This is a genomic window from Acidovorax sp. 99, from assembly GCF_003096455.1.
Taxonomy (GTDB): Bacteria; Pseudomonadota; Gammaproteobacteria; order Burkholderiales; family Burkholderiaceae_C; genus Acidovorax; species Acidovorax delafieldii.
Genome location: NZ_QEKU01000001.1, coordinates 2,998,599 through 3,024,852, shown reverse-complemented (window position 1 = coordinate 3,024,852; position 26,254 = coordinate 2,998,599). Strand labels below are relative to the sequence as shown.

The window sequence follows — 26,254 nt, the reverse complement described above, 5'->3', positions numbered from 1 at the left end:
TTTCTCCACTTATTGGCGTCAAGCACCCAATGTTTTCAGCCGCCGGTACAGCGATCGCTCGCTGATGCCCAGCCGCCGCGCCAGGGCTAAACGGCTGCCCTGGTGGGCAGCCACGGCCTGGCGCAGGGCCTCGTCGTCGGGCAAGGGGCGGCGGCGTGGCAGCCCCGCTAACGCAACCGATACAGGCAGCACCCCTGCGCCCTGAGCCACCGCACCCGCGAGTGGGGGCAGACCACAGGCAAGCGCTTGCTGCACATGCTCCGCGCCGATGCTGTCGCCATCGCACAGCAAGGCGGTGCGCTCCAGCAGGTTGCGCAGTTCCCGCACATTGCCGGGGTACGGCTGCGCCTCCAGCAAGGCCAGCGCAGCGCCAGACAACTGCAGCGCACGGGGCGGGGGCGCCACGCGCTCCAGCAGCGCGCGTGCCAGCAAAGCGGTATCCCCCTGGCGTTCGCGCAGCGGTGGCAGGTGGATGGGGAAGGTGCTCAGGCGGTAATACAGGTCTTCGCGAAAGTGCCCTGCGGCCACCATGTGCTGCAGGTTGCGGTGCGTGGCTGACACCACGCGCAGGTCGGCATGCCGCAGCTCGGTGCTGCCCACGCGGCGGTAGGTGCCGGTCTCCAGCAGGCGCAGCAGCTTCACCTGCAGCGGCTGCGGGATGTCGCCCACTTCGTCCAGAAACAGCGTGCCACCGTCTGCCGCCTCCACCAGCCCCGGCCGGGTCTGGGCCGCGCCGGTGAACGCCCCTTTCTCATGCCCGAACAGCTCGGACTCGAACAGCGCCTCGGGCATGCTGGAGCAGTCCACGGGCACCAGCGCCCGCCGCGCGCGCAGGCTACCCTGGTGCACGGCATGGGCCACCAGCTCCTTGCCCGTGCCCGACTCGCCCAGAAGCAACACCGCAGCCCGCGAGGGTGCCACCCGCGCCACCAGCCCTAGCATCTTCTGGAACGCGGGCGAACGCCCAATGAGCCCCCGCGCGGACGGCACCGGCTGCGCCGCCACCGGCAAAGGCACCATCTTTTCCACAAAAAATCCCGTTGTGCCCTCCGCCCCCACCACCGGTGTCAGCTCGATCTGCACATATTCCTCACCCTGGGCCGTGTGGTGCACATGCAGCACCCGTTCGCATTGCCCCGAGGCGCGCGCCTGCGCCAGCGGGCAGGACTCGCCCGCCTGGTCACAGGGCACGCTGGCATGGTGGGACACAGCGTGGCAGGTGCGCCCCACCACGCTGCCACCCGCGCCGCCAGCCGTAGCGAACAGGCGGCGATAGGCGCCATTGGCCGCCAGGATGCGATAGCGGCCGTCCAGCAGGATGTGCGGATCTGGCAGGCCCTCCAGAAAGGACACCAGTTCTGCGGGTGGTGCGGGGAGGTGGGGCATGGAAAAACCTTCGTACATGCAAGGGCCCTGACGGTGCACCGGTTTCGGCAGCGGGCCTTTGATCTATGCCATGCGGACTGCAATGGATGGCAGTTGGCAGCCGGTTTGGCAGACAGGGTGGCAGTGAATCCGGCCGCTGCCGGGCCTGCGGCGCACCTGCCGACCCGACATCGCGCGCGCAACCCATTGAATTCACGAGCTTTTCAGGCAGCACGCGCCATGGCGGGCCGGTCTTGCGGGTGATGGCACGTCGTTTGCGGTAAGGCATGGCGCCCGCAGCGTTGCGAGCGGTGGCCGTCACCCCGTCTAGCCGCCGCTCGGCGCCACGGCTAGTCCTACCTCTCTCTGAAAGCACCCCATGGCCCTCCACCCCGCTACTCCCAATAGCCCCCTTCCAGACACCGACGGCGATCCCTCCGCAGAGCGTCGGCAGCTGGTGCTGCTGACGGCGGCCACAGGCTGCGTGGCGGCGGCAGGGGTCGCCGTGCCCCTGGTGTCCAGCCTGGCCCCCAGCGAGCGCGCGCGGGCCATGGGCGCCGGCGTGGAGGTGGACATCAGCGACCTGCAGTCCGGCGGCGTGAAGACGGTGGAATGGCGCGGCAAGCCCGTGTGGATCATGCGGCGTACGCCCGAGATGCTGGCCGCCCTGCCCCAGCAAGACGCCGCACTGGCCGACCCCGCCTCGCGCAAGGACCAGCAACCCGAGTACGCCCGCAACCCGCAACGCTCCATCCGCCCGGAGGTGTTTGTCACCGTGGGCATCTGCACGCACCTCGGCTGCTCCCCCACCGCCGTGCCCGCAGGCACCTCCAACCCCAGCGTGGGCGACCAGTGGCAGGGCGGCTTCTTTTGTCCCTGCCACGGCTCCACCTTCGACCTGGCGGGCCGAGTCTTCAGGAACAAGCCCGCGCCCACCAACCTGGAGGTACCGCCGCACCGCTACGTGTCCGACACCCGGCTGCTCATCGGGGACGACGCTGCCTGAGCGACAGGCGGCGGCCTGGGGCGGCACATTCCCGGTTCAGCTTCGCGTCACACCTGCTTCTGTTGCCACAGCACATCCAGCACATGCTGGGTGGCGCGCTCCACCGGGCCCGCGCGGTGGGCGATGCCCAGGGGGCGCCACAGCCGGGGCTGCACCGGCAGCATGCGAATGCGCGGGTCCAGCGGCGTGGCGGTGGATGCCTCGTGCGGCAGCAGCGTGGCCCCGTAGCCGGCGGCCACCAGGCTCTTGATGGCATCGTTGTAGTTGAGCTGGATGCGCGCCTTGGGCAGCTCGCCCGCCAAGGCCAGCCAATCGTTCGTCAGGCGTGACAGGCTGGTGCCGTCATCGTTCAGGATCAACGGCTGACCCGCCAGCCACTGGGGCGTGACCCTGCGGGGCGCCGCCCAGGCCGAGGGGACGAACGCCATCACCGGGTCGCGCCGCCACGGCATCACCGTCACCCCGCGCACCGAGGCCATGGGCAAGGCCACCAGACCCACATCCAATGCCCCCAGCGCCAGCCGCGACACAGTCTCCCGCGACGTGAGCACCAGCACCTGCACATCGATGCCGGGGTGGTACTGGCCCAGCACTTCCAGCGCCTGGGGCAGCAGGTGCGCGATGGCGCCGGTGGACGCGCCCAGCCGCACCCGCCCCTCCAGCCCTTGCACCTGGCGCCGCACCAGGTCCATGGCCTCGTCGGCATCGGCCAGCAGACGCCGCGCCCGCTCCACCAGCACCTCCCCCGCGCCGGACGGCCGCACCTCGCCCCGCTTGCGCACCAGCAACGGCGCACCGATCAACGCCTCCAGGTCGGCAATGTGCAGGCTGACCGTGGGCGGCGCCAGGTGCAGCGTGCGGGCAGCTTCAGCGAAAGACCCGAGGTCAGCGATGGTGACCAGGGTACGCAGCCGGTCGAGATTGAGCTCGCGCATAACGTTCAGCGGAACTGATCTTGATGTTTGTGAAATTCAACTTTTCAAAGTTTAGACCGGCGCTGAAGATTCCCACATCCCATCTCCCACCCCTGCCAGGAATCCGCACCATGACCACCCAGCCCCTTGTTTTTATTGACGGCGACCAAGGCACCACCGGCCTGCAAATCCACCAGCGCCTGCACGGCCGCACAGATCTGCAGCTGCTGACACTGCCCGAAGCCGACCGCAAGAACCCCACCTGCCGCGCCGAAGCCATCAACAGCTGCGACATCGCCATCCTGTGCCTGCCCGACGCCGCCGCCCGCGAAGCCGTGGCCGCCATCCACAACCCCTCGGTGCGCGTGATCGACGCCAGCTCGGCCCACCGCACGGACGCGCAATGGGTTTACGGCTTTCCAGAGATGGATGCGGCGCAGACTGCGCGCATCTCCAACGCGCAACGCGTCAGCAACCCCGGCTGCTACCCCACAGGCGCCATCGCCCTGCTGCGGCCCCTGGTGCAGGCCGGCTTGCTGCCCGCCGACCACGCGCTCAACATCCATGCGGTGTCGGGTTACTCCGGCGGTGGGCGTGCCCGCGTGCAAGCGCACGAAGGCCCCGAGGCAGCCCATGCGCCCACCTTCCAGGTCTACGGGCTGCAGCTGGAGCACAAACACACGCCCGAGATCGCGCAACACGCCGGGCTGTCGCAGCGGCCGTTTTTTCTACCCTCGTACGGCGCCGTCCGCCAGGGCATCGTGCTGACCATCGGGCTGCATCTGCGGCAGCTCGCGCCCGGCACACAAGGCGAACACCTGCACGCCTGCCTGCAGCAGCACTATGCCGACGCCACCTTTGTCGAGGTGATGCCCCCCGCCTCCACCGAAGCGGCCGAGCATCTGGACCCGCAAGCCCTGAACGGCACCAACCGGCTGCAGCTGGGTGTGTTCAGCAACGCCCGCCACGGTCAGGTGTTGCTGACCGCTGTGTTTGACAACCTGGGCAAGGGTGCCTCGGGGGCGGCGGTGCAGAACCTGGATCTGATGCTGGGTGCTGCGGCCTGACGGACTTGGACAGAACAGGGAGACAAAGCCTTCGCCCCCATGTTCTGAGGGGGTGTCTTGAAATGGCCACAAATGCCCGTATCATTAGCACTCACCGCAGACGAGTGCTAACACCGCACTCCCTGCTGGCAGTTTGGTGGCCCCGGATGGCCGGGGCTGATTGAGTCCCTCAGCTTTTTACTGAAAACAGGAGCATTGCAATGAACCTTCGCCCTCTGCACGATCGCGTGATCGTCAAGCGTATTGAAAGCGAAACCACGACCGCTTCCGGCATCGTGATCCCTGACAACGCCGCCGAAAAGCCCGATCAAGGTGAAGTGTTGGCCGTTGGCCCCGGCAAGCGCAACGACAAGGGCGAAGTGCTCGCCCTTAACGTGAAGGTCGGTGACCGCGTTCTGTTCGGCAAGTACTCGGGCCAGACCGTCAAGGTCAAGGGCGACGAGCTGCTGGTCATGAAGGAAGACGACCTGTTTGCAGTGGTTGAGAAGTAATTTCTCTCCCCTCTGAATCACTCATCTTTTCATAGCTGCTGGTGCTTTTTGAATAAGCGCCAGCAGCCAATTTGAATCAAATTTTCAGGAGCTCCAAAATGGCAGCAAAAGACGTAGTTTTCGGCGGCGAAGCCCGCGCTCGCATGGTTGAAGGCGTGAACATCCTGGCCAACGCGGTCAAGGTCACGCTGGGCCCCAAGGGTCGCAATGTGGTGCTGGAGCGCTCGTTCGGCGCCCCCACCGTGACCAAGGACGGTGTGTCCGTGGCCAAGGAAATCGAACTCAAGGACAAGCTGCAGAACATGGGCGCCCAGCTCGTGAAGGAAGTGGCCTCCAAGACCAGCGACAACGCTGGTGACGGCACCACCACCGCTACGGTGCTGGCACAAGCCATCGTGCGCGAAGGCTTCAAGTACGTGGCCGCTGGCATCAACCCAATGGACCTGAAGCGCGGTATCGACAAGGCTGTGACGGCCCTGGTCGCCGAGCTGAAGAAGGCTTCCAAGCCCACCACCACCTCCAAGGAAATCGCCCAAGTGGGTTCGATCTCCGCCAACTCCGACGAAACCATCGGCAAGCTGATCGCTGACGCCATGGACAAGGTTGGCAAGGAAGGCGTGATCACCGTGGAAGACGGCAAGTCGCTGGACAGCGAACTGGACGTCGTGGAAGGCATGCAGTTTGACCGCGGCTATCTGTCGCCCTACTTCATCAACAACCCCGAAAAGCAATCCGCGATTCTGGACAACCCCTTCGTGCTGCTGTTCGACAAGAAGATCAGCAACATCCGCGACCTGCTGCCCACGCTGGAACAAGTCGCCAAGGCCGGCCGCCCCCTGCTGATCATCGCCGAAGAAGTCGAAGGCGAGGCCCTGGCTACGCTGGTGGTCAACACGATCCGCGGCATCCTGAAGGTTGTGGCTGTGAAGGCTCCTGGCTTCGGCGACCGCCGCAAGGCCATGCTGGAAGACATCGCCATCCTGACGGGCGGCAAGGTCATCGCTGAAGAAGTGGGCCTGACCCTGGAAAAGGTCACCCTGGCCGACCTGGGCCAAGCCAAGCGCATCGAAGTGGGCAAGGAAAACACCATCATCATCGACGGCGCTGGCGCTGCCGCTGACATCGAAGCCCGCGTCAAGCAAGTGCGCGTGCAGATCGAAGAAGCCACGTCCGACTACGACCGCGAAAAGCTGCAAGAGCGCGTGGCCAAGCTGGCTGGCGGCGTGGCCGTGATCAAGGTGGGCGCTGCCACCGAAGTCGAAATGAAGGAAAAGAAGGCCCGCGTGGAAGACGCACTGCACGCTACCCGTGCAGCTGTGGAAGAAGGCGTTGTGGCTGGTGGCGGCGTGGCTCTGCTGCGTGCCAAGCAAGCTGTGGGCGACTCGATCAAGGGCGACAACGCTGACCAGGACGCCGGTATCAAGCTGGTGCTGAAGGCTGTGGAAGCTCCTCTGCGCGAAATCGTGAACAACGCCGGTGGCGAAGCCTCGGTGGTGGTGAACGCAGTGTTGGCTGGCAAGGGCAACTTTGGCTTCAACGCTGCCAACGACACCTACGGCGACATGCTCGAACTGGGCATTCTGGACCCCACGAAGGTCACCCGCACCGCTCTGCAAAACGCTGCCTCCGTGGCATCGCTGCTGCTGACGACCGAAGCCATGGTGGCAGAGGCTCCGAAGGAAGAAGCCGGCGCTGGCGGCGGCATGCCCGACATGGGCGGCATGGGTGGCATGGGCGGCATGGGCATGTAATTGCCTGGCCCCTGCGCAGCAGCCCCGTGCTGACTGCGCAGCCCACTACACAAAAGCCCGCAGGCCTTACGGTCTGCGGGCTTTTGTTTTTCTATGGGGCCAACTCGGGACACTGGCCTGCCATGGGTTTACTCCCCGCTGGGTTGCACCCACCAGTAAATCAGCACCAGGGTGCCGATACCGGTGAGAGACAGCAGCTGCCACCAGCCCGACCGGCCAATGTCATGCAAACGGCGAGCCCCCACGGCCAGCGCGGGCAACAGCAGGGCCAGCGCGGCAACGCCATACAGCACCTGGCTGATCATGGTGGCAATCACCAGCACCCCGAACTGGAACAACGCAAACCACCAGAACTCGGAGCGTGGCGCACGGCCCGAAAACCCTGCGTACTGCGCGAAGCAGCTTTTGACAGCCGAAACAAAATCCATAGCGAATTCCCTCTCTTGAACAATCGTTGCTCGGTCACGGGGTATCCCCGCGTGGCCATGATAGAAGGGCGTTGCGACAAGTCCAGCCAGCTCGACACACACAGCGGCCACGCTGTGCCGCCCGCGCCACGGACCTGCATAGTCATACGCTCTTATTTTGATAGCTGTCAGCGCATATTGCACTAGCGCATGGGGCGCTTTTTGGCCGAAAACCCAGCGCTAACGATCCCTCAGGCCGCCTTGCGCAATGCCTTGGTGTCGCGCGCCAGCTGGGTGATGCGGGCCCAGTCGCCCGCGCGCACCGCATCGGTGGGCGTAAGCCATGAGCCGCCCACGCAGCGCACATTGGGCAGTGCCAGGTAGTTGGAGGCAGTGGCGTTGGTGATGCCACCCGTGGGGCAAAAGCTCACCTGGCCAAACGGGCTGGCCCAGGACTTGAGCAGCGGGATGCCGCCCACGGCCTCGGCCGGGAAGAGCTTGAGGAACGAGAACCCATCGGCCAGCGCCGCCATGATCTCGCTGGACGTGGCCACACCGGGCAGTAGCGGCAGGTTCAGGCCCTTGCAGGCGCTGCCCACGGCCGAGGTGTAGCCGGGGCTCACGGCAAAACGCGCACCGGCTTCGCTCGCGCGGCGCGCGTCATCGGCGTTGAGTACCGTGCCCACACCCACCACAGCTTCGGGCAGATGGCGGGCGATGGTTTCGATGGCGGGCAGACCGGCAGCGGTGCGCAGCGTCACCTCCAGCACCTTCACGCCACCGGCCAGCAGGGCCTCGGCCAGGGGCAGCGCGTCTTCCACGCGGTCGATCACGATGACAGGGATCACCGGGCCATGGCTGGCGATGTCGAGGGGATTCATGGGGGTGGAAGCAGGGGTTACAGCCATGTGCAGGCTCCTTGTTCGGCACCGCCTGCGTGGCGGCGAAAGTTGGTGAAGAGTTCGCGGCCGAAGCCGATGGGTGATGGGGCGCTGCAGGGCTCCGGGGCGCGTGCGGCCCACTCGGCATCGTCCACCAGCACATCGAGCGTGCCAGCCACCGCATCCACCCGCACGATGTCGCCATCACGCACCTTGGCCAGCGGGCCACCGGCCAGGGCCTCGGGCGTGACGTGGATCGCGGCCGGTACGCGGCCCGAGGCGCCGCTCATGCGGCCGTCGGTGACCAGCGCCACCTGGAAGCCCTGGTTCTGCAGAACCGCCAGCGGGGGCGTGAGCTTGTGCAGCTCTGGCATGCCGTTGGCCTGCGGGCCCTGAAAGCGCACCACCGCCACCATGTCCTGGTTCACCTCGCCCGCGCTGAAGGCTGCGAGCAGGGCTTCTTGCGAGTCAAAAACTCGCGCTGGGGCTTGGACGATGTGACGGTCTTCGGGCACGGCCGACACTTTGATGACCGCGCGGCCCAGACGGCCTTGCAGCAGGCGCAGCCCGCCGGTGGGTGAGAAGGGTTCGCTCACAGACCGCAGCACCGAGGTGTCGCCCGACACGGCGGGTGCGCTCTTGCCGCCATCGGCAATGCCGCCCGCGTTCACGCTCATCACATCAGGGTGCATCAAGCCGCCGGCCAGCAGCTCACGCAGGATCCAAGGCGGGCCGCCTGCGGCCTGGAACTGGTTCACATCGGCATCGCCATTGGGGTACACGCGGGCCAGCAGGGGCACCACCGACGAGAGTTCGTCAAAGTCCGTCCAGTCGATCAGGATGCCCGCACTGCGCGCAATCGCCACCCAGTGGATCAGGTGGTTGGTGGAGCCGCCCGTGGCCAGCAGGGCCACCATGGCGTTGACGATGCAGCGCTCGTCCACCAGCTTGCCGATGGGGGTGAAGCGGTTGCCCCGCTTGCCGATGTCGAGCACCGTGCGCAGCGCCTGGCGCGTGAAGGCCTCGCGCGCCTCGGTGCCAGGCGACTCGAACGCTGCACCGGGCACATGCAGGCCCATGGCTTCGAGCAGCATCTGGTTGCTGTTGGCCGTGCCGTAGAACGTGCAGGTGCCAGGGCTGTGGTACGCGGCCGATTCGGCCTTGAGCAGTTCGTCACGGCCCACCAGGCCCTGTGCGTACTGCTCGCGCACCTTGGATTTTTCCTTGTTCGACAGGCCTGTGCCCATGGGGCCTGCGGGCACAAACACGCAGGGCAGATGCCCGTAGTGCAGCGCGCCGATCAGCAGGCCGGGCACGATCTTGTCGCACACGCCCAGCAGCAGTGCACCATCGAACACATCGTGGGACAGCGCTACCGCAGTGGCCATGGCAATAGCATCGCGGGAGAACAGCGACAGCTCCATGCCGGGCGTACCCTGCGTCACACCATCGCACATGGCAGGCACACCACCGGCCACTTGCACCGTGGCACCGAGCTGGGCGGCCTCATCACGCAGGATAGCGGGGTAGCCCTGGTACGGCTGGTGCGCCGAGAGCATGTCGTTGTAGGCCGTGACGATGCCGATGTTGGGCGCCTTCTCGACCGTGACCTTGAACTTGTCCGAGCCCGGCAATGCCGCGTAGGCGTGGGCCAGGTTCGCACAGCCCATGCGGTCTTGTGCGGGCTTGCGGGCAAGCATGGCGTCAACGCCGGCAAGGTAGGCGCCGCGGGTGTCTGCGCTGCGCTGGACAATGCGCTCGGTCACGCGCGCTACAACTGGGTGCATGGAAGTCTCCATCGGTGGGTGGCAAGGCCCCGGGGCGATGTGCCCGGCGCCTGTTATCTGAGGCCCTAGAATGTAACTCGATAACCACCCCGCTTCAACCCATGTCCCTGCAAACCTTGCCTTTGCCGCCATCCGAACTGGGCGAATCGCCCTTCTGGCACCCCACGGAAAAATCCCTTTACTGGTGTGACATTCAAGGACAAGCGGTGCATGCATGGCACCCCGAAAGCGGCCGCCACTGGCAATGGCGCATGCCCAGCGAGCCCGGCTGCTGCGCGCCAGCGGCGGATGGACGATTGGTAATCGGGTTACGAAACGGTTTCTATCTTCTGGACACGACCAAGGACGGCGATGATCCCACCGCCCTCACCTGCCTGGCCCTGCTGCCGCCGGAGCAGCACGACACCGCGGTCCTGCGCTTGAACGACGGCCGATGCGATACCGCAGGCCGCTTCTGGGCAGGCTCGGTCATCACGCCCCGCACAGCGCCGAATGCCGCGCTGTGGCGCCTGCAGGCCGATGCCAGCAGCGCCACCGGCTACTGCGTGCGCCACATGGCAGGCGACAACTTCACCGCCAACGGACTGGCCTTCAGCCCCGACAACTGCACGATGTACTGGTCCAACACACCCGAACACCGCGTTGACCAGTTCGACTTTGATGTGTCTACCGGCGAGATCACCAACCGCCGCCCCTGGGTGCAGTTCGACCGCAAGGTGGACGGCCAGCCCTACGGCGGGCGGCCCGATGGGGCTGCGGTGGATGTGGAGGGGAACTACTGGGTGGCGATGTACGAAGGCGAGTGTGTGTTGCAGCTTTCGCCAGCGGGTGAGGTGCTGCAGCGCATTGCCGTGCCGGTGCAGTGTCCGACCATGGTGTGTTTTGGAGGAGAGGATTTGCGGACGCTGTTCATTACATCGGCGCGGGCGGGAAGGCCTCTTCAAGAACAGCAGGCAGCGGTTGCAGCGGGGTCGCTGTTCAGCATGCAGGTCGAAGTGGCTGGGCTGCCGGTGAATTTCTTCAAGGTGTGAAAAGCGCCGAGCAACTGCTCACAGTGGGACACAAAGGCCAGCGCTCCATCACCAGCCCGCCAACGCGCCGATCTCCTCGCGCACGATCCGATAGCTGAGGCGGTCACTGACCAACCTTGCACTCAGGCTCTCGTAAAACGCAATGCCCCGGGCGTTGGACGACTTGACCGACCAGTCGATACGGCCACAGCCGTTGTCCAGCGCGTATCGCGCCACCCATTGCATCAAAGCCAAGCCAATACCTTGGCTCCGATGGTGCGGAGAAACAAACAGCTCTTTGAGTACACACTGCCGCTGGTGGGCGGGCTCGGGCTCCACCAACGAATACACCAGGTAAATGGCGGCAAACCCCAACAACTCGCCGCCGAGCTCTGCCGTCACCAGTCGAATCTGAGAGCGGGGTCCGCACAGGTTGTCCAACAGGTGGTTGCGCACAAGGACCCGGTCGAGCGCACGGCCCGGGTGGTAGTGATCATGCAGCGCAAGCAGCAAGTCCACCATCTGCTCCTGTTGCGCCGGGGTCAGCAAACCGACTTCCATGCTTCCTCTCCTGCTGGACCGGATGGTTCCGATGGGGTGAGCTTACGTCGTCAGGGCGACTCGCTGCCGGTCAGCCCTTCTCAGCCCCCAGCCCCAGCGCTCCCAACACGTCATAGCACGCCCCCATGTTGTGATAGTCCACCTTCCCCGCGTTGCTCTTCTCGCGGGTGGTGTTGCGGTTGTTGCGGCGCAGGATGCGAAACCACGCGCCATGTTCGTGGTCCACAAAGTGGGCCCAGCAGTAGGTCCAGATGCGGTCGTACCACTGCCAGTAGCGCGTATCCCCCGTGCGCACAGCAAGCACCGCTGCAGCCGCCATGCTCTCGGCCTGCACCCAGTGGTATTTGCCGTCGTCGCAGATGCTGCCGTCGGGCGCCATGCCGTAGTACAGGCCGCCGTGCTCGGCATCCCAGCCCCCCTCCACAGCGGTATCGAACAGGCGCTGCGCACACGGCAGGTGCCATTCGGCGGGCAGCAAGGCGTCGAGTTGCAGCAGCAGCTTGGCCCATTCGGTCTGGTGGCCGATCTGGTAGCCCCAGGGGCGGAAGATGTTGCTGCGGTCATGGCGGTTGTAGTCCCAGTCCACGGACCAGTCGACATGGAAGTGCTCCCACACCCAACCTTCGGCAGCGGGCGCAAGGGCGCGGGTGGACAACGCGGCCTGCCGCTGGCAGATGCCTTGTGCGAGCTGCTCGGCACGCTCGATGTAACGACGCTCGCCCGTGGCGCGGAAGGCGGAGATCATGGCCTCGCAGGCGTGCATGTTGGCGTTCTGGCCTCGGTAGCTGGTCACCTGCCACTCGGGGCTTGCCTCGTCGGCATACAGGCCTGCGGCGGGCTGCCAGAAGTGCTGTTCGGCAGTTTCAAAAGCCTCAGCCAGCCAATCGCGGGCCTCGGGCACTCCGGCCTCGTAAGCGCGGGCATACGCCAGCATCACAAAGGCCATGCCGTAGCAGTGGCGCGTGGCGTCTTGCACGGTGGTGCGGCCATCCTGCCAATCGATCAGCCAGGCGTAGCCGCCCGTGGCAGGGTCGAGGAACCCGGTGCGCAGGAACGTGAGCGCGTGCCGCATGCCCGCCTGATAACGCGCCTCCCCCGTGGTGCGGTAGAGCATGGCGTGCGTGACCACAAAACGGGTGGCGCTGACGAGATGGCGGGTGTGCGTGTTGTAAACCGTGCCGTCGTCCAGAAAGAAGTGGAACTGCCCGCCGCTCGGATCGGCGGCCACGGGGTCGTAGAACGCCATGGTGTCACGCAGATGCTGGCGCAAAAAGGCAGCGGAGCGGAAGTCCGGATAGGGCGGAATCGCCATGGGGAGTGTCTCCTGATGCGTTAGCTGTCGACCAGAAACTGTGCCGGCTTCTGCCGGCAGGGCGCCCGGTCTTCCGCCAGAGCGACCCCGAGGACTTTGCTGTGCCGTGAAGGTCAGGCAGGGCTGCGCAGCAAGCCCAGCAGGCCAGCGGTGGAGCCATCGAGCCCCGCCACATCACCGCTCTCCAGCCGGGCCTCCAGGTCCTTGGCCAGCACCTTGCCCAACTCCACGCCCCACTGGTCAAAGCTGTTGATGCCCCACAGGCTGCCGCTCACAAACACGCGGTGCTCCTGCAGTGCAATCAGCGCGCCCAGCGATGTGGGGGTGAGTGATTCGAGCAGCATCAGGGTGCTGGGGCGGTTGCCCGGAAAGTGCCGGTGGCCGTCGTCGCTGGCCTTGCCCACCATCAGCGCCTGCGTTTGCGCCAGGGCGTTTGCCAGCAGCTTTTGCTGGTGACCGGGCAGCGGGTGCGAGGCCTTGCGCACGGCCACGATCTCCAGCGGCAGCACATCGGCGCCCTGGTGCAGCATCTGGAAGAACGCATGCTGGCCGTTGGTGCCGGGCTCGCCCCACAGCACGGGCGATGTGACGCAGGCCAGCGTGCTGCCGTCTTGCGCCACGCGCTTGCCGTTGCTCTCCATCTCCAGCTGCTGCAGGTAGGCCGAGTAGCGCCCCAGCGCGGCGTGATACGGCGCGATGCAGCGGCTGGTGAAGCCGTGGAAATTGCGGTACCAGACATCGAGCAGACCCAGGCGCACCGGAAGGTTCTGCGCCAGCGGTGCGGTGCGGAAATGCTCGTCCATGGCGTACGCGCCCGCAAGGAAATCTCGGAAGCCTTGGGCACCGATCGCGATGGCAATCGGCAGGCCAATGGCCGACCACAGCGAGTAGCGGCCGCCCACCCAGTCCCAGAAGCCGAAGGTGGTGGTGATGCCGAGGGCCGCCGCGGCCTCGATGTTGGTGGTAAGCGCCGCAAAGTGGCGGGCCACATCGCGCCCGCCCTGGGCACCAAACCACGCCAGTGCCGAGCGCGCGTTGGTCATGGTCTCGGCCGTGGTGAAGGTCTTGGACGCGACCAGGAACAGCGTGCTCTCGGGCCGCAGGCCCTTGAGCACGTGGTGCAGCTCGTGCCCGTCCACGTTCGACACAAAGTGAAAGCGCTTGCTGGGGATGCGGAACTCTTCGAGCGCGCGCACGGCCATGTGCGGACCCAGGTCCGACCCGCCGATGCCAATGTTCACCACGTCGGTGATGGCGGCATCGCTGCGCACCTGCTCGGCATACTGCAGCATCGCATCAAGCGTGTGGTGCACGTCGGCCAGGCGCTGTGCGGTCTCGGGCACATCACCGGGCAGGGCCACGCCTGCAGGGCGGCGCAGCAGCGTGTGCAGCACTGCGCGGTTTTCGGTGGTGTTGATGGCCTCGCCTGCAAACATCGCATCGCGGTGTTGCACCAGGCCGCAGTCGCGGGCCAGATCCAGCAGCAGGGCTTCGGTATCGCGGTCCCACAGGTTCTTGGACAGGTCAGCAAACACATGCGGAGCCGACTGGCTGAAGGCTGCAAACCGCTGTGCATCCTGCGCAAACGCCTGGCGCATGTCCAGGTGCTGGCCGTGGGAGGCGTAGTGGGCGGCCAACTGGGGCCACAGCGCAGACTGGTCGCAACGGAGAGGCATGGTCATCAAACGGGTAAGGTGAAAAAAGCGCCGAAATAGTAACTTGATTACACGACAAAGTGGCCTATTAACAGGTTCTTTTGGGTTACAAGCAGTAGATACAAGGCACTCCTCTTTAGAAAATCATGTAACGTGATTACAATCCCACGCAACAAAACGAACCACCCCATCACGGAGACACCATGAGTTTTGACCTCGTCCTGTTCGGCGGCACCGGCGACCTCGCCTGGCGCAAGCTCATGCCCGCATTGTTTCAGGCCTTTCGGCATGGCACGCTGCCTGAGGGGGGGCGCATCATCGCGGTGGCACGTGATGACCTGAGCGACGAACAATACCGCAGCCTGATCCAGTCGCGGTTCGACAGCGTGGAGCTGGCCAAGCGCCCCAGCCCGGACGAGTTTGCACGCTTCGCCGCGCTGCTGCACTACCTGCGCATGGACTTGTCCAAAACCCAGGACTACGAGCGTCTGGCCGAGACGCTGAAAGCGCGCGGCGCCGACTCGGTGGTGATGTATGTGGCCACAGCCCCCAGCCTGTTCACCAATGTGTGTGAGCAGATCGCCGCCGTGGGCCTGAACGGCCCCACCACCCGCGTGGTGCTGGAAAAGCCCCTGGGCCACGACCTGCAGTCCAACCGCGCGATCAACGACACGCTGCGCCGCGTGCTGAAAGAAGAGCAGGTCTTCCGCATCGACCACTACCTGGGCAAGCCGTCCGTTCAGAACCTGTTTGCGCTGCGTTTTGGCAACGCGCTGTTCGAGCCCCTGTGGCGCCGCGAAACCATTGCCAACATCCAGATCACGATTGCCGAGGAGCTGGGCGTGGAGTCGCGCGGCGCGTTCTACGACCAGACCGGCGCGATGCGCGACATGGTGCAGAACCACGCGCTGCAGCTCTTGTGCGCGATTGGCATGGAGCCCCCCATCAACTCCAGCGCCAACGCGATCCGCGACGAAAAGCTCAAGGTGCTGCAGTCGCTCAAGCCCTGGACGCTGGAGACCATCGGCCAGCACGTAATCCGTGGGCAGTACGCGGCCGGCAACCACCAGGGCCAGCCCGTGCCCGGCTACGCGCAAGAGAAAGGCGTGGCCGCCAGCAGCACCACCGAAACCTTTGTGGCGCTGCGCACCGAGATCAGCAACTGGCGCTGGGCGGGCGTGCCGTTCTACATCCGCACCGGCAAGCGGCTCGCGGGGCGCGATGCGCACATCGTCATCAACTTCCGCCCCGTTCCCCACCCCATCTTCAAGACGCCCGCAGGCGCCGCCAACCGGCTGGTGATCAATTTGCAGCCCAAGGACGGACTGGAGCTGCACCTGATGGCTCAGGGCGCCGCCCAGCACCAGACCGAGCCCGCGCTGTCGCAGGTGCACCTGAACCTGGACTTTGACCAGCGCTTTGGCACCGAGCGCGTGGGCGCCTACGAGCGCCTGCTGCTCGACGTGATCGCCGGCCGCCTGAACCTGTTTGTACGCAGCGACGAGCAGGAAGAAGCCTGGCGCTGGGTGGAACCCATCCTGCAATACTGGAAGAACGACCCTGCAGGCCCCCGACCCTACCCTGCAGGCAGCTGGGGCCCGCGTGCGGCCAGCGCGATGATTGCGCGCGACGGGTATTGCTGGAGCGAGGAGATGTGAGGCCAGCGGCCGCCTCGCGTCTTGGCTTCTCTTTTCACCGTCACCACCCGCCAATCCGGCGTGGCCCATCCTGCGCCCGACGCACCGGGGCTTGTTGATACCCCTCGCAGGGCCCCGTAGACAGGCGCTTGGCGCGCACTACGCACCCGCCAGCTGCGCCCGGGCTTCGCGCCTGAAATCAGTGGGACGTTGGCCGGTGCGCTTCTTGAAGAAGCGTCCGAAGTAGGCCTCATCCTCAAAGCCCAGTTCGGCCGCAATCTGCTTGACCGAGAGGGATGAATACACCAGCTCCCGCTGGGCCTCATGCACCACGCGGGCGTTGACCACCTCCTGGGCGGAGACCCCCAGCACCTCGCGGCACAGCCGCGAAAGCTGCCCCACAGAGATCCCGAGCGCATCCGCATACGCGTGCACCGGTGTGTGCTGGCGCACGTTCGTGTCCAGCAGGGCGCGAAACCGCTCGATCTGCACCGCCTTGCGCGAGGGCACCGCCTCGGGCAGCGCTGCCGAAGTCTGCGCCAGGCGGGCAATCTGCACGAACAGCGCCACCAGCAGGGGCATGCCTGCAGCGCGCACACCGCCGTCCACATGGGCCTCCTGCCCGATTACCTCGAACAGGGGCTGCAGCGCCTGGGCATGGCGCCCCGCCGGATCCACTGGCAGCACCAGGGGGCGGCGGATGTGCTCCAGCAACTCCGGTGCCGCCAGCGCGGCCAGTGACTCCAGGGGCTTTTGCGCAGCCGTGATCACCGGGCCGTCCGTGCCCGGGTGAAAGCTGAACCCATGCACGGTGCGCGCAGGCACCACCACCAGGCACGGAGGATGAAGCGGCCAGCGTTTGCCATCCATCAGCGCGCTACCGCCTTCACCGCCTGCCGTCAGGTACAGCACCTGAATCAGCCCTTCGTGAAAGTGCAGGTCGATCTCCCAGCCAAACAGGCTGGAGCGCTCCGGCACCCGCTCCAGATGCACCAGATCGGCCCAGGCAGGCGCGGCGTCCTGCGTGCCGTAGAGCGCGAACTGGCGCACGGTGCCGGGTTCGGTTCTCATGGTTTCTACCCATCCTTAATTGCCATCAATGCACGAATTGTCCTGCTCATGGCCCGGTTTGTCGATTGAGGAAGGAGGCATGTTGCGGGATGCTTCACCCCATCACAACAAGGAGACAGCAGCCCATGAACCACAGCGACAACCGCATCGCCCCCGATGACTTTTCTCCCGCGCAAGGCGCTGACTGGCTGGGCCTGAAGGGGCGCGTCTGCGTGGTCACCGGCGCGGGCAGCGGCATCGGAGCGGCTATTGCAGAGTCATTGGCAGCGGTGGGAGCGCGGGTAGCCCTGGTGGACCGCGACGGCGATGCGGCCCGGCAGATGGCCGCGCGACTGGACACACAGGGAGGCCATGCACTCGCCGTGGCCTGCGACATCACCGACGAAAGTGCCGTGTCCGCCGCAGCCGCACACGTGCGCGAAAGCCTGGGGCCCGCCGCCGTGCTGATCAACAACGCGGGCCTGCTTCGTCCGGGCAGCCTCGACAGCGTATCGCTGGCCGACTGGAATGCCGTGCTGGCCGTCAACCTCACGGGTTACCTGCTGTGCTCGCGGGCCTTTGGGCAGGACATGCTGCATGCGGGCCGGGGTTCACTGGTGCATGTGGCCTCGGTATCGGCCCTGCACCCGCAGACCGCCAGCGGCGCCTACAGCGCCAGCAAGGCGGGGGTGCTGCTGCTGTCGCGCCAGTTGGCAGCCGAGTGGGGACCCCGGGGCGTGCGCAGCAATGCCATCTGCCCTGGAATGATCCGCACCGCGCTGTCTGCCCGCTTCTATGAGGAGCCAGGCTTCGAGGCGCGGCGCGCAGCAGCCACGGCCAGCCGCCGCGTCGGCGAGCCCCGGGATATTGCCGAACCCGCGCTGTTCCTCGCCAGCGACCGATCGGCCTACATGAACGGCGCAGAGCTGCTGGTCGATGGCGGCCTGGGCTGCATGTTGATGGACATGGTGCCGCGCCCGGGCTTCAACCGCACACCGGCCCCAGCCACCTGACGCGCACCGCCCCGCACGGCGCCCCTCACCACAACCCACGCACCAAGCGCCACCGGTGCAGGCCGCCGCATGGGCAATGCCCAGCGCCCCCTGCACATACGCCCCTCAACAAGGAGACTGCAACATGAACCCTGCCAACCCTTCCTCCAGCGAGGAACTGACATGCGACCTGCTGGTCGTGGGCTCCGGCGCCGGCGGCCTGTCCACCGCCATCGCGGCCAGGAAACACGGACTGGATGTCATCGTGATCGAAAAGGCAACCTGCTTCGGAGGCACCACTGCCTTCTCGGGCGGGGTGCTCTGGATACCCGGCAACACGCAATGCGCCGCCCCGGACACCCGCGAGGCCATGCGCACCTACATGAAGGACCAGACGGGGCCGTTCTACCAAGCTGATGCGGTCGACGCCTTCCTGGACCATGCGCCCGAGATGGTGGCCTGGTTCGAGCGCGAGACTGCCGTGCGCTTCGTACCCACGCTCTACCCCGACTACCACCCCGACGCACCAGGGGGCGCTGCCATTGGCCGCTCCATACTGGCCGCGCCCTATGACGCGAGCCAGCTGGGTCCAGAGCTGGCACGGCTGCGCCCACCGCTGTCCACGATCACCTTCGTGGGCATGATGTTCAACTCGTCGAACGCCGACCTGAAGCATTTCTTCCGCGCCACCAAATCGGTGGTGTCGGCTGCCTATGTGGCACGGCGCCTGGGGGGCCACCTACTGGACCTGCTGCGCTACCGCCGGGGCGTGCAAGTGACCAGTGGCAACGCCCTGGCTGCGCGCCTGGCCAAGACCTGCTTCGACCTGGGTATTCCGATCCACACCGAGGCCGAAGCGCGCGAACTGCTGCAAGCGGGCGACCGCGTGACCGGCGCACGCGTGCACACGCCCCGGGGCGAACGGCGCATCCGCACCCGCCGGGGCGTGGTGCTGGCCTGCGGCGGCTACCCCCACGATGTGGCCCGCATCACCCAGCGCTACCCGCACCTGGCGAGCGGTGGCGAGCACCTCTCGCCTGTGCCCGCAGAGAACACCGGCGATGGCCTGCGCCTGGGCGCGCAGGTCGGTGGGCAAGTGGATGAGCGCTTTGACGGCGTGGGCGCAGCCGCCTGGATGCCGGTGTCGCGCGTGCCCCTGAGCCAAGGCCGCACGGGGGTGTTTCCGCACCTGCTGGACCGCTACAAGCCCGGCATCATCGGGGTGCTGCGCAACGGGCAGCGTTTCACCAACGAGTCCCATTCGTACCACGACGTGGGCGCTGCCATGATCGAGGCCTGCCGCGACCAGCGCGAGACCGCCATGTGGCTGCTGTGCGACCAGGCCACGCTGTCCAAATACGGCCTGGGCTATGCCAAGCCCGCGCCCATGCCCGTGGGCGGCCTGATTCGCAAGGGCTATCTCTTCAAGGGCCGCACGCTGGCCGACCTGGCCCAGGCCGCTGGCATCGACCCCGAGGGGCTGGAAGCCACCGTGCGCGAGTACAACGCTGGCGCGCGCACCGGCGAGGACCGCCAGTTCGGGCGCGGCACCACGGCCTTCAACCGCTACCTGGCCGACCCCGACCAGCAGCCCAACCCCTGCGTGGCCCCCATCGGTGCCGGCCCTTACTACGCCGTCAAGGTCGTCATGGGCGACCTGGGCACCTTCGAGGGCCTGCGCACCGCCACCGAAGGCCAGGTGCTGCGTGCCGACGGGCAGGCCGTACCCGGGCTGTACGCCGTGGGCAACGACCGCACCAGCATCATGGGCGGCAACTACCCTGGTGCCGGCATCACGCTGGGGCCGGCCATGACCTTTGGCTGGATCACCGGCTGCCACGTGGCGGGCGCATGGCCGCCAGGCCAGCGCACAGCGCCCACCCGCAAGGAGGCCTGCCATGCCGCATGAGCCCTTGGCCAAGCCCCTGGTGGACCACCGCATCTACACCATCCGCCTGCGCAAGATGGGCGAGTTCTTGGAGGTGTTCAACCGCATGGCCATGCCCGTGCTGATGGACACGCTGGCACACCCCGTGGGGTTTTACGTCAGCCAGGTCGGCCCCTTGAACCAGTTCGTGCACCTGTGGGCCTACGAAGACCTGGCCGACTACGAGCGCCGCTGCCAGGCCCGCGACAGCCACCCAGCGTTTCCCGCCTACCTGGCAGCGTCCGAGCACCTGATCGTGGCGCAGGAAACGCGCCTTGTCCGCGCAACGCCCATGCCGGGCTGTAGGACGCACCAGCCCTGAAGCAACACCCGCCCTGCCCCATTTGCGCCCACCAGCCACCACAGACAACATCAACGGAGACAAACCATGCACATCCCATCCCTTCGCACCTTCATCACCCGTCGCAACCTGCTGCTGCGCGCCAGCGCCGCAGCCTGCCTGGCCGCCACCACGGGCGCCAGCCTGGCCCAGCCCCCAGCGTGGCCGAGCAAGCCCATCCGGCTGGTCGTGGGCTTTCCGGCTGGCGGCACCACCGACGTGATGGCCCGCGTCGCAGGCGCGGCACTGAGCAAGTCGCTCGGCCAGCCCGTCGTGGTGGACAACAAGCCGGGGGCCAGCGGCAACCTGGGCGTGATGGAAACCAGCAAGGCCGCACCCGATGGCCACACGCTGATGGTGGCCCCCATCTCGGTGCAGACGGCCAACCCCTTCCTGTTCAAGCCTGCACTGAACCCCGAGCGCGACCTGCGCCCCGTGGCCAGCCTGGGCTACGCCCAGCTCTACCTCGTGGCCAAGAAGGGGCTGCCTGTGCAAAGCGCCAACGACCTGGTGGCCATGGCCAAGGCGGCGCCTGGCAAGCTCAGCTATGCCTCCGGGGGGGCTGGCACCCAGATGCACCTGGTGGGCGAACTCTTCAAGCAGCAGGCGGGGTTTGACGCCGTGCATGTGCCCTACCGGGGCGCGGCACCGGCGCTGCAGGACATCCTGGCCGGGCAGGTGGACTACTACTTCGACCCGGCCACCGGCTTCCAGCACATCCGCGAAGGCCGCGCACGACTGCTGGCCGTGACGGGCACCAAGCGCTCGGCCTTCTTCCCGGAGGCCCCCACCCTGACCGAGCTGGGTATCAAGGGCGTGGAGCTGGGCAACTGGTTTGGCGTGTTTGCGCCCGCAGGCACGCCCAGCGACATCGTGAACCGACTGGCCAGCGAGATCGCCAAGGCGGTCGCCCTGCCGGAGGTGAAAAGCCGCTTTGCCGACCTGGGGGCCGAACCCATCGTCCAGGACGCCACCACCTTCCAGCAGACCATCGGGGCAGAAACGCAGCTCCTGTCAGCGCTCATCAAGGAACGCCGCATCGCCGTAGACTGAGCGCAGGGCAACGAAGGAGAACCTGCACCGGTCAGGCCGGCCCGACCAGCTCAATCGGCAACCCATCCGGGTCGGCAAAAAAAGTGAACAACGCCCCGGTGAACGGGTCCGTGCGCACCGGCTCCACGGCCACGCCATGTGCCGCCAGGGCCGCGACACTGGCCGCCATGTCGGCCACGCGCAGGGCCAGGTGGCGCAGGCCACAGGCCTCGGGGTAGGACGGGCGCGCAGGCGGTTCAGGAAAGGAAAACAGCTCCACCTGCGTGCCATCGGGCAGTTGCAGGTCGAGCTTGTACGACTGCCGCTCGGCGCGGTAGTGCTCGTGCACCACCTGCAAGCCCAGCACCTCGGTGTAGAAGCGGCGGGAGCGGGCGTAGTCGCTGGCGATGATGGCCACGTGGTGCACGCCGGTGGGCCGGAGCATGGGCGGTGGTGCGCTGTTGCTGCTCATGCGTCCGAGCCCGCAATGTCCAGCGCGCGCGATGCGCCAAACAGCGCGGGCGTGGCGCTGGGGTCGATGACCCAGCAGGGAATGGTCGCCAGATAGGACTGGAAGCGCCCTTTGGATTCAAGCCGTGCGCGGAACGGGGACTGGTCAAACCACGTGCCCAGTCGCGGCACCATGCCGCCGCCCAGGTACACGCCACCGCGCGCACCCAGCGTGAGCGCCAGGTTGCCCGCCACACTGCCCAGAAAGCCGCAGAACAGCTCCAGCGCCTCCAGCGCCAGCGGGTCGTTGGCCTGCAGCGCCAGCTCGGTCACCTGCGCGGCGGAGCTGACTTCCTTGCCACCGCGCTGGGCCAGCCGGCGCAGCGCGTGGTACAGGTCCACCAGCCCGGCACCACACACGGCGCGTTCGGCCGACACATGGCCGTAGCGCTCTTGCAGGATGCCCAGCACATCGAACTCGCGCTGGGTCTGCGCGGCCAGCGTGACATGGCCGCCCTCGCCGGACAGCGGCACCCCCAGGCTCGATCCGGGCGGAAACACCAGGCCCGACACCCCCAGGCCCGTGCCCGGGCCCAGCAGCGCAATCGCAGCGCCCGGCACGGCCACACCGCCGCCCACGGGGCGCAGCTGCTCGGGCGTGAGCAGGGGTAGCGCCAGCGCGAGTGCGGTGAAGTCGTTGATGACCACCAGCCGCTCAAAACCAAAGGCCTCGCGCACGGCGCGCTGCGAGAAGCTCCAGCTGTGGTTGGTCATGCGGATGGCGTCGCCCGTGACCGGGTTGGCGATGCCAAACGCCGCCTCGCGCGGGGTGGCGATGTTCACTTCGGCCAGGTAGGCCGCCAGTGCGGCGTCCACCGTGGGGAACTGTGCGCAGGGCAGCACACGGGTGTCGTGCAGGGGGCCATCGGGCTGGTCTTGCCAGGCCAGGCGAATGTTGGTGCCGCCAATGTCGGCCAGCAGGCGCAGGGGTGTCATGCGGTGTTTTTAAGCAAAAACAGCTGCTAGCGCCAGTAGAACATGCGCTAACAGCTATTGTTTCAATAGCAACCAGTGTGCTGTCCCGCAAATAGCTGCACGAAATGAAATCGATGACATCGCGCCCAGAGAAAGGCGCAAACCGCAGTGATAGCCGTCGCTATCGCGAGGATTTGCAACGCAGCCCTGGGGGTGAGGACGCGATTTCATGTGCAGCTATTTGCGGGACAGCACACTACATGCAACGATCCGGCGGCACTTGCGCCGCGCGGCTCATGCCAGCCGATTCTCGCTGCTGGCGTCAAACCAGTGGGCGTTGGCGGGCTCTACCGCCAGGCCCACGGCGTCGCCGGGCTGCACGCGGGTCTGGGCATCGGTGCGCAGCGTGACGCTGCCTGCGGCCGTGTCCACCATCACATAGGTGTCGGGGCCTGTGGGCTCGACCACGCTGACGCGGCCGCGCCACGGGGCCGTCTCCTGCATCACCAGGTGCTCGGGGCGCACGCCCAGCAGCACCTCGTTGGCACTGGCGGGGGCGGCCAGGTTCAACGCTGCGCCCTGGATGCCAAACTGCCCCCCCGTGGCCGCGCCGCGCAGCAGGTTCATGGTGGGCGAGCCGATGAAGGTGGCCACATAGGTGTTGGCCGGGCGGTTGTAGATGTCGTCCGGCGTGCCCAGCTGCTGCACCACACCGCCCTTCATCACCGCGATGCGCGAGCCCAGCGTCATGGCCTCGACCTGGTCGTGTGTGACGTACACGCTGGTGATGCCGCTGGCCTGGTGCAGGCGCTTGATTTCGGCGCGCATCTCCACGCGCAGCTTGGCGTCCAGGTTGGACAGCGGCTCGTCGAACAGGAACAGTTGCGGCTGGCGCGCCAGCGCCCGCCCCATAGCCACACGCTGGCGCTGGCCGCCCGAGAGCTGGCTGGGCCGGCGGTCCAGCAGGTGGCTGATCTGCAGCATGGCGGCCACTTCGTCGATGCGCTTTTGGCGCTCGGCCTTGGGCATCTTGCGCATCTCCAGCGCAAAGCCGATGTTGTCGGCCACGCTCAGCGTGGGGTACAGCGCATAGCTCTGGAACACCATGGCGATGTCGCGGTCGCGCGGGGGCATGCCCACCACGTTCTTGCCGCCAATGCGGATCTCGCCCTCAGTGGATTCATCGAGCCCCGCAATGATGTTGAGCAGCGTGGACTTGCCGCAGCCCGAGGGGCCGACCAGGATGAGAAACTCGCCGGGCGCGACGTGGATGTCCACCTTGCGCAGCACCTCCACGCTCTTGTCGCCCTTGCCAAAGCGCTTGTTGATGCCTGCAATGTCGAGTGATGACGCCATGATTGATGAGAGCCTGTTATGCACTTTTACGTGCCCACGAAAGCCGAGGAAAGGCCCGGCAACTAGGCGCAGGACGCGCCGCGGTATGGATACCGCAAGCGGTCTGCAACAACGTGGCCGGGCCTTTCCCCGGCTTTCCCGAAGGGTTGGGCCCACAGGCCAGCGCTCGCGGCGTTGCAGTCCTTGCCAAGGTCCCGACCTTGGCGGCAGACTGCGCCTTGCGATCACAGGCCTGAGGGCCCAACGTGGGCGCGTAAAAGTACATAACAGGCTCTCCTACCCTTTGACCGCGCCAGCCGTCAGCCCGCGCACAAAAAATTTACCCGCCAGCACATAGATCACCATCGTGGGCAGGCCCGCGATGATGGCGGCCGCCATGTCCACGTTGTAGGCCTTCACGCTGCTGCTGGTGTTGGCCAGGTTGTTCAGGCCCACGGTGATGGGCTTGGACTCGGTGCCCGAGAACACCACGCCGAACAGAAAATCGTTCCAGATGTTGGTGAACTGCCAGATCAGCGTGACCATCACGATGGGCGTGGACAGCGGCAGCACGATGCGCCAGAAGATCTGCCAGAAGCTTGCGCCGTCCATGCGTGCGGCGTTCACCAGCTCCTTGGGGATGGCCGCGTAGTAGTTGCGAAAGAACAGCGTGGTGCCCGCCAGCCCCGCCAGGCAGTGCACCAGCACCAGCCCGGTGATGGAGCTGGACAGCCCCAGCCAGCCCAGCACCTGGCTCATGGGCAGCAGCACGACCTGGAAGGGCATGAACACGCCAAACAGCAGCAGGCCAAACAGCGTGTCGCTGCCGCGAAACTTCCACAGGCTCAGCACATAGCCGTTGAGCGCGCCCCACACGGTGGAGATCAGCACGGCCGGCACGGCCATGGCCACCGAGTTCCAGAAAAACGGGCGCAGGCCGTTGCAGTCCACGCCCGTACAGGCGCTCTGCCAGGCCGTGCCCCAGGCCGACCAATTCAGCGCCGCGGGCAGTGCCAGCAGCGAGGTGCTGCGAATCTCCTCGGCGTCCTTGAACGAGGTGACCAGCATGGCGTACAGCGGCAGCAGAAAGAACGCGGTGGCCAGGGCCAGCACGCCATAGACCAGCAGGCGACCCACGGACGGAAACACAGAGGGCTTAGCGGTCATGGGGTTTGCTCCGCAGTTCGCTGTAAAGGTAAGGAATCACCAGGGCCGCCACGGTGGCCAGCATCATGGTGGCGCTGGCCGCGCCCAGGCCAATCTGCCCGCGCGAGAACGACATGGTGTACATGAAGGTGGCGGGCACATCGGTGGCAAAACCGGGGCCACCCGCGGTCAGCGCCATCACCAGGTCAAAGCTCTTGATGGCCAGGTGCGACAGCACCATGAGCGTGGAGAAGAACACCGGCCGCAGCGCGGGCAGCACGATGCGCCAGTAGATGCGCGGCAGCGAGGCACCATCGACCTGCGCGGCCTTGATGATGCTGTCGTCAATGCCGCGCAGCCCGGCCAGGAACAGCGCCATGGCGAACCCGGCGCTCTGCCAGATGCCTGCGATGACCACGCAGTAGATCGCCATCTCGGTGTCCACCAGCCAGCCAAATTCAAAGTTCGTGAAGCCCCAGTCGCGCACCATCTTTTCGATGCCCAGGCCGGGGTTCAGCAGCCACTTCCAGGCCGTGCCGGTCACCACGAACGACAGCGCCATGGGGTACAGGTAGATGGTGCGCAGCGCGCCCTCGGCGCGGATCTTCTGGTCCAGCAGCACGGCCAGCACCACACCAATCACGAGCGATCCGCCCACATAGCCCACGCCAAAAATGCCCAGGTTCTTCAGGGCGACCCACCAGCGGTCCATCTCCCACAGGCGCTCGTACTGCGCCAGGCCCGCCCATTCGTAGTTGGGCAGCATGCGCGATGCGGTGAGGCTGAGCACGCCGTTCCACACCATGAGGCCATAGATGAAGGCAAAACCCAGCACAAACGCCGGGGTCACCACCAGCCTGGGCAACCAGGTTTCAAAGGAATTCTTCATTGCTTGCGAATCTCTCTTGCGTACGCACTGCACACGCTGCGCGCGCGGTACGCGGTGTCTCGATCAGTCACTGAATCACCGTTTCACTCATTCACACATTCACTTTGTGTCACATGAAAAAAGGGGGGTGCGCACAGAGCACCCCCCAATGAACAAAGTGTCTACCTCAAACTAACTCGCTACTCACGCTCTCACTTAGAACCTGTTCAAAATCTGTTCGGGGATCGCATTGGAGTGCAATCGGGATGAGCGGATGCTTCGGATGCGCTGCATG

At 66.2% G+C, this 26,254-nt stretch carries 24 protein-coding genes; 10 read left to right on the top strand and 14 right to left on the bottom strand.

Annotated elements, in window-relative coordinates:
* Window positions 1–18 precede the first annotated feature (18 nt).
* Window positions 19–1,386 (bottom strand): sigma-54-dependent Fis family transcriptional regulator, encoded by a 1,368-nt coding sequence (locus C8C95_RS14085; protein WP_116750288.1) that lies wholly within the window; start codon window positions 1,384–1,386, stop codon window positions 19–21.
* A gap of 358 nt (window positions 1,387–1,744) precedes the next feature.
* Here C8C95_RS14085 and petA point away from each other — a divergent pair, with 358 nt between their 5' ends.
* The gene (petA, locus tag C8C95_RS14080) at window positions 1,745–2,371 is read left to right on the top strand and encodes a ubiquinol-cytochrome c reductase iron-sulfur subunit (RefSeq protein WP_116748994.1); all 627 of its coding nucleotides are present in this window, start codon (window positions 1,745–1,747) and stop codon (window positions 2,369–2,371) included.
* Between the two features lie 47 nt (window positions 2,372–2,418).
* Here the strand turns inward: petA and C8C95_RS14075 are convergent, their stop codons facing one another.
* Window positions 2,419–3,306 carry a LysR family transcriptional regulator gene (locus tag C8C95_RS14075; protein ID WP_116748993.1) on the bottom strand — a complete coding sequence of 296 codons (888 nt, stop codon included), beginning with the start codon at window positions 3,304–3,306 and terminating at the stop codon, window positions 2,419–2,421.
* A gap of 110 nt (window positions 3,307–3,416) precedes the next feature.
* On the opposite strand from C8C95_RS14075, the gene argC reads away from it, so the two are divergent.
* From argC to groL, 3 genes are all read left to right on the top strand, one after another.
* Complete coding sequence (argC, locus tag C8C95_RS14070) at window positions 3,417–4,352, top strand: N-acetyl-gamma-glutamyl-phosphate reductase (protein WP_116748992.1); 936 nt, start codon at window positions 3,417–3,419, stop codon at window positions 4,350–4,352.
* Between the two features lie 200 nt (window positions 4,353–4,552).
* Window positions 4,553–4,843 (top strand): co-chaperone GroES, encoded by a 291-nt coding sequence (locus tag C8C95_RS14065; RefSeq protein WP_056058492.1) that lies wholly within the window; start codon window positions 4,553–4,555, stop codon window positions 4,841–4,843.
* A gap of 98 nt (window positions 4,844–4,941) precedes the next feature.
* A complete protein-coding gene (gene groL, locus C8C95_RS14060) occupies window positions 4,942–6,594 on the top strand; it encodes a chaperonin GroEL (RefSeq protein WP_056058489.1) in 1,653 nt (550 codons plus the stop codon).
* Window positions 6,595–6,722: 128 nt separating this feature from the next.
* Here the strand turns inward: groL and C8C95_RS14055 are convergent, their stop codons facing one another.
* The 3 genes from C8C95_RS14055 to edd all read right to left on the bottom strand — a co-directional run bounded on the left by C8C95_RS14055 (window position 6,723) and on the right by edd (window position 9,669).
* A complete protein-coding gene (locus tag C8C95_RS14055) occupies window positions 6,723–7,022 on the bottom strand; it encodes a DUF805 domain-containing protein (RefSeq protein WP_116748991.1) in 300 nt (99 codons plus the stop codon).
* Between the two features lie 230 nt (window positions 7,023–7,252).
* Window positions 7,253–7,909, bottom strand: coding sequence for a bifunctional 4-hydroxy-2-oxoglutarate aldolase/2-dehydro-3-deoxy-phosphogluconate aldolase (gene eda, locus C8C95_RS14050; protein WP_116748990.1), 657 nt, complete (start codon window positions 7,907–7,909; stop codon window positions 7,253–7,255).
* Window positions 7,900–9,669, bottom strand: a complete 1,770-nt coding sequence (gene edd / locus C8C95_RS14045; RefSeq protein WP_116748989.1) for a phosphogluconate dehydratase — start codon at window positions 9,667–9,669, stop codon at window positions 7,900–7,902. Before edd ends, eda begins: the two co-directional genes overlap by 10 nt.
* A 101-nt stretch (window positions 9,670–9,770) precedes the next feature.
* On the opposite strand from edd, the gene C8C95_RS14040 reads away from it, so the two are divergent.
* Window positions 9,771–10,700, top strand: coding sequence for an SMP-30/gluconolactonase/LRE family protein (locus tag C8C95_RS14040; RefSeq protein WP_116748988.1), 930 nt, complete (start codon window positions 9,771–9,773; stop codon window positions 10,698–10,700).
* 48 nt (window positions 10,701–10,748) lie between these two features.
* On the opposite strand, the gene C8C95_RS14035 is transcribed toward C8C95_RS14040, so the two are convergent.
* The 3 genes from C8C95_RS14035 to pgi all read right to left on the bottom strand — a co-directional run bounded on the left by C8C95_RS14035 (window position 10,749) and on the right by pgi (window position 14,234).
* The gene (locus C8C95_RS14035) at window positions 10,749–11,240 is read right to left on the bottom strand and encodes a GNAT family N-acetyltransferase (protein WP_116748987.1); all 492 of its coding nucleotides are present in this window, start codon (window positions 11,238–11,240) and stop codon (window positions 10,749–10,751) included.
* A 70-nt stretch (window positions 11,241–11,310) separates the two neighbouring features.
* Complete coding sequence (locus C8C95_RS14030; RefSeq protein ID WP_116748986.1) at window positions 11,311–12,552, bottom strand: AGE family epimerase/isomerase; 1,242 nt, start codon at window positions 12,550–12,552, stop codon at window positions 11,311–11,313.
* 113 nt (window positions 12,553–12,665) lie between these two features.
* Window positions 12,666–14,234 carry a glucose-6-phosphate isomerase gene (pgi, locus tag C8C95_RS14025; protein ID WP_116748985.1) on the bottom strand — a complete coding sequence of 523 codons (1,569 nt, stop codon included), beginning with the start codon at window positions 14,232–14,234 and terminating at the stop codon, window positions 12,666–12,668.
* 176 nt (window positions 14,235–14,410) lie between these two features.
* On the opposite strand from pgi, the gene zwf reads away from it, so the two are divergent.
* Window positions 14,411–15,865 carry a glucose-6-phosphate dehydrogenase gene (zwf, locus tag C8C95_RS14020; protein ID WP_116748984.1) on the top strand — a complete coding sequence of 485 codons (1,455 nt, stop codon included), beginning with the start codon at window positions 14,411–14,413 and terminating at the stop codon, window positions 15,863–15,865.
* Window positions 15,866–16,003: 138 nt separating this feature from the next.
* On the opposite strand, the gene C8C95_RS14015 is transcribed toward zwf, so the two are convergent.
* A complete protein-coding gene (locus C8C95_RS14015) occupies window positions 16,004–16,915 on the bottom strand; it encodes a helix-turn-helix domain-containing protein (protein WP_116748983.1) in 912 nt (303 codons plus the stop codon).
* 125 nt (window positions 16,916–17,040) lie between these two features.
* Between C8C95_RS14015 and C8C95_RS14010 the strand changes: the two genes are divergently transcribed.
* From C8C95_RS14010 to C8C95_RS13995, 4 genes are all read left to right on the top strand, one after another.
* Window positions 17,041–17,907, top strand: a complete 867-nt coding sequence (locus C8C95_RS14010) for an SDR family oxidoreductase (RefSeq protein ID WP_116748982.1) — start codon at window positions 17,041–17,043, stop codon at window positions 17,905–17,907.
* A gap of 124 nt (window positions 17,908–18,031) precedes the next feature.
* A complete protein-coding gene (locus tag C8C95_RS14005; protein ID WP_116748981.1) occupies window positions 18,032–19,795 on the top strand; it encodes an FAD-dependent oxidoreductase in 1,764 nt (587 codons plus the stop codon).
* Window positions 19,785–20,135 (top strand): NIPSNAP family protein, encoded by a 351-nt coding sequence (locus C8C95_RS14000; RefSeq protein ID WP_116748980.1) that lies wholly within the window; start codon window positions 19,785–19,787, stop codon window positions 20,133–20,135. Before C8C95_RS14005 ends, C8C95_RS14000 begins: the two co-directional genes overlap by 11 nt.
* A gap of 66 nt (window positions 20,136–20,201) precedes the next feature.
* Window positions 20,202–21,206 carry a tripartite tricarboxylate transporter substrate binding protein gene (locus tag C8C95_RS13995; protein WP_056744059.1) on the top strand — a complete coding sequence of 335 codons (1,005 nt, stop codon included), beginning with the start codon at window positions 20,202–20,204 and terminating at the stop codon, window positions 21,204–21,206.
* 31 nt (window positions 21,207–21,237) lie between these two features.
* On the opposite strand, the gene C8C95_RS13990 is transcribed toward C8C95_RS13995, so the two are convergent.
* From C8C95_RS13990 to C8C95_RS13970, 5 genes are all read right to left on the bottom strand, one after another.
* Window positions 21,238–21,657 carry a VOC family protein gene (locus C8C95_RS13990; protein ID WP_116748979.1) on the bottom strand — a complete coding sequence of 140 codons (420 nt, stop codon included), beginning with the start codon at window positions 21,655–21,657 and terminating at the stop codon, window positions 21,238–21,240.
* The gene (glk, locus tag C8C95_RS13985) at window positions 21,654–22,631 is read right to left on the bottom strand and encodes a glucokinase (RefSeq protein ID WP_116748978.1); all 978 of its coding nucleotides are present in this window, start codon (window positions 22,629–22,631) and stop codon (window positions 21,654–21,656) included. Before glk ends, C8C95_RS13990 begins: the two co-directional genes overlap by 4 nt.
* A 273-nt stretch (window positions 22,632–22,904) precedes the next feature.
* Window positions 22,905–23,966, bottom strand: a complete 1,062-nt coding sequence (locus C8C95_RS13980; protein WP_116748977.1) for an ABC transporter ATP-binding protein — start codon at window positions 23,964–23,966, stop codon at window positions 22,905–22,907.
* Between the two features lie 276 nt (window positions 23,967–24,242).
* Window positions 24,243–25,112 carry a carbohydrate ABC transporter permease gene (locus tag C8C95_RS13975; RefSeq protein ID WP_056744049.1) on the bottom strand — a complete coding sequence of 290 codons (870 nt, stop codon included), beginning with the start codon at window positions 25,110–25,112 and terminating at the stop codon, window positions 24,243–24,245.
* The gene (locus tag C8C95_RS13970; RefSeq protein WP_015012611.1) at window positions 25,102–25,980 is read right to left on the bottom strand and encodes a sugar ABC transporter permease; all 879 of its coding nucleotides are present in this window, start codon (window positions 25,978–25,980) and stop codon (window positions 25,102–25,104) included. The genes C8C95_RS13975 and C8C95_RS13970 overlap by 11 nt, the downstream gene beginning before the upstream one ends.
* Window positions 25,981–26,254: the final 274 nt, after the last annotated feature.

Bases quoted from the DNA above. Each gene is read 5' to 3' on its own strand.
- C8C95_RS14065 (WP_056058492.1), top strand. From the start codon at position 4,553: ATGAACCTTCGCCCTCTGCACGATCGCGTGATCGTCAAGCGTATTGAA.
- C8C95_RS13970 (WP_015012611.1), bottom strand. From the start codon at position 25,980: ATGAAGAATTCCTTTGAAACCTGGTTGCCCAGGCTGGTGGTGACCCCG.
- argC (WP_116748992.1), top strand. From the start codon at position 3,417: ATGACCACCCAGCCCCTTGTTTTTATTGACGGCGACCAAGGCACCACC.
- C8C95_RS14075 (WP_116748993.1), bottom strand. From the start codon at position 3,306: ATGCGCGAGCTCAATCTCGACCGGCTGCGTACCCTGGTCACCATCGCT.
- C8C95_RS14010 (WP_116748982.1), top strand. From the start codon at position 17,041: ATGAACCACAGCGACAACCGCATCGCCCCCGATGACTTTTCTCCCGCG.
- C8C95_RS13980 (WP_116748977.1), bottom strand. From the start codon at position 23,966: ATGGCGTCATCACTCGACATTGCAGGCATCAACAAGCGCTTTGGCAAG.
- C8C95_RS13995 (WP_056744059.1), top strand. From the start codon at position 20,202: ATGCACATCCCATCCCTTCGCACCTTCATCACCCGTCGCAACCTGCTG.
- eda (WP_116748990.1), bottom strand. From the start codon at position 7,909: ATGGCTGTAACCCCTGCTTCCACCCCCATGAATCCCCTCGACATCGCC.
- C8C95_RS14035 (WP_116748987.1), bottom strand. From the start codon at position 11,240: ATGGAAGTCGGTTTGCTGACCCCGGCGCAACAGGAGCAGATGGTGGAC.
- groL (WP_056058489.1), top strand. From the start codon at position 4,942: ATGGCAGCAAAAGACGTAGTTTTCGGCGGCGAAGCCCGCGCTCGCATG.
- C8C95_RS14030 (WP_116748986.1), bottom strand. From the start codon at position 12,552: ATGGCGATTCCGCCCTATCCGGACTTCCGCTCCGCTGCCTTTTTGCGC.
- C8C95_RS14000 (WP_116748980.1), top strand. From the start codon at position 19,785: ATGCCGCATGAGCCCTTGGCCAAGCCCCTGGTGGACCACCGCATCTAC.
- C8C95_RS13975 (WP_056744049.1), bottom strand. From the start codon at position 25,112: ATGACCGCTAAGCCCTCTGTGTTTCCGTCCGTGGGTCGCCTGCTGGTC.
- glk (WP_116748978.1), bottom strand. From the start codon at position 22,631: ATGACACCCCTGCGCCTGCTGGCCGACATTGGCGGCACCAACATTCGC.
- C8C95_RS14040 (WP_116748988.1), top strand. From the start codon at position 9,771: ATGTCCCTGCAAACCTTGCCTTTGCCGCCATCCGAACTGGGCGAATCG.
- pgi (WP_116748985.1), bottom strand. From the start codon at position 14,234: ATGACCATGCCTCTCCGTTGCGACCAGTCTGCGCTGTGGCCCCAGTTG.
- C8C95_RS14015 (WP_116748983.1), bottom strand. From the start codon at position 16,915: ATGAGAACCGAACCCGGCACCGTGCGCCAGTTCGCGCTCTACGGCACG.
- petA (WP_116748994.1), top strand. From the start codon at position 1,745: ATGGCCCTCCACCCCGCTACTCCCAATAGCCCCCTTCCAGACACCGAC.
- C8C95_RS14055 (WP_116748991.1), bottom strand. From the start codon at position 7,022: ATGGATTTTGTTTCGGCTGTCAAAAGCTGCTTCGCGCAGTACGCAGGG.
- C8C95_RS14005 (WP_116748981.1), top strand. From the start codon at position 18,032: ATGAACCCTGCCAACCCTTCCTCCAGCGAGGAACTGACATGCGACCTG.
- zwf (WP_116748984.1), top strand. From the start codon at position 14,411: ATGAGTTTTGACCTCGTCCTGTTCGGCGGCACCGGCGACCTCGCCTGG.
- C8C95_RS13990 (WP_116748979.1), bottom strand. From the start codon at position 21,657: ATGAGCAGCAACAGCGCACCACCGCCCATGCTCCGGCCCACCGGCGTG.
- edd (WP_116748989.1), bottom strand. From the start codon at position 9,669: ATGCACCCAGTTGTAGCGCGCGTGACCGAGCGCATTGTCCAGCGCAGC.
- C8C95_RS14085 (WP_116750288.1), bottom strand. From the start codon at position 1,386: ATGCCCCACCTCCCCGCACCACCCGCAGAACTGGTGTCCTTTCTGGAG.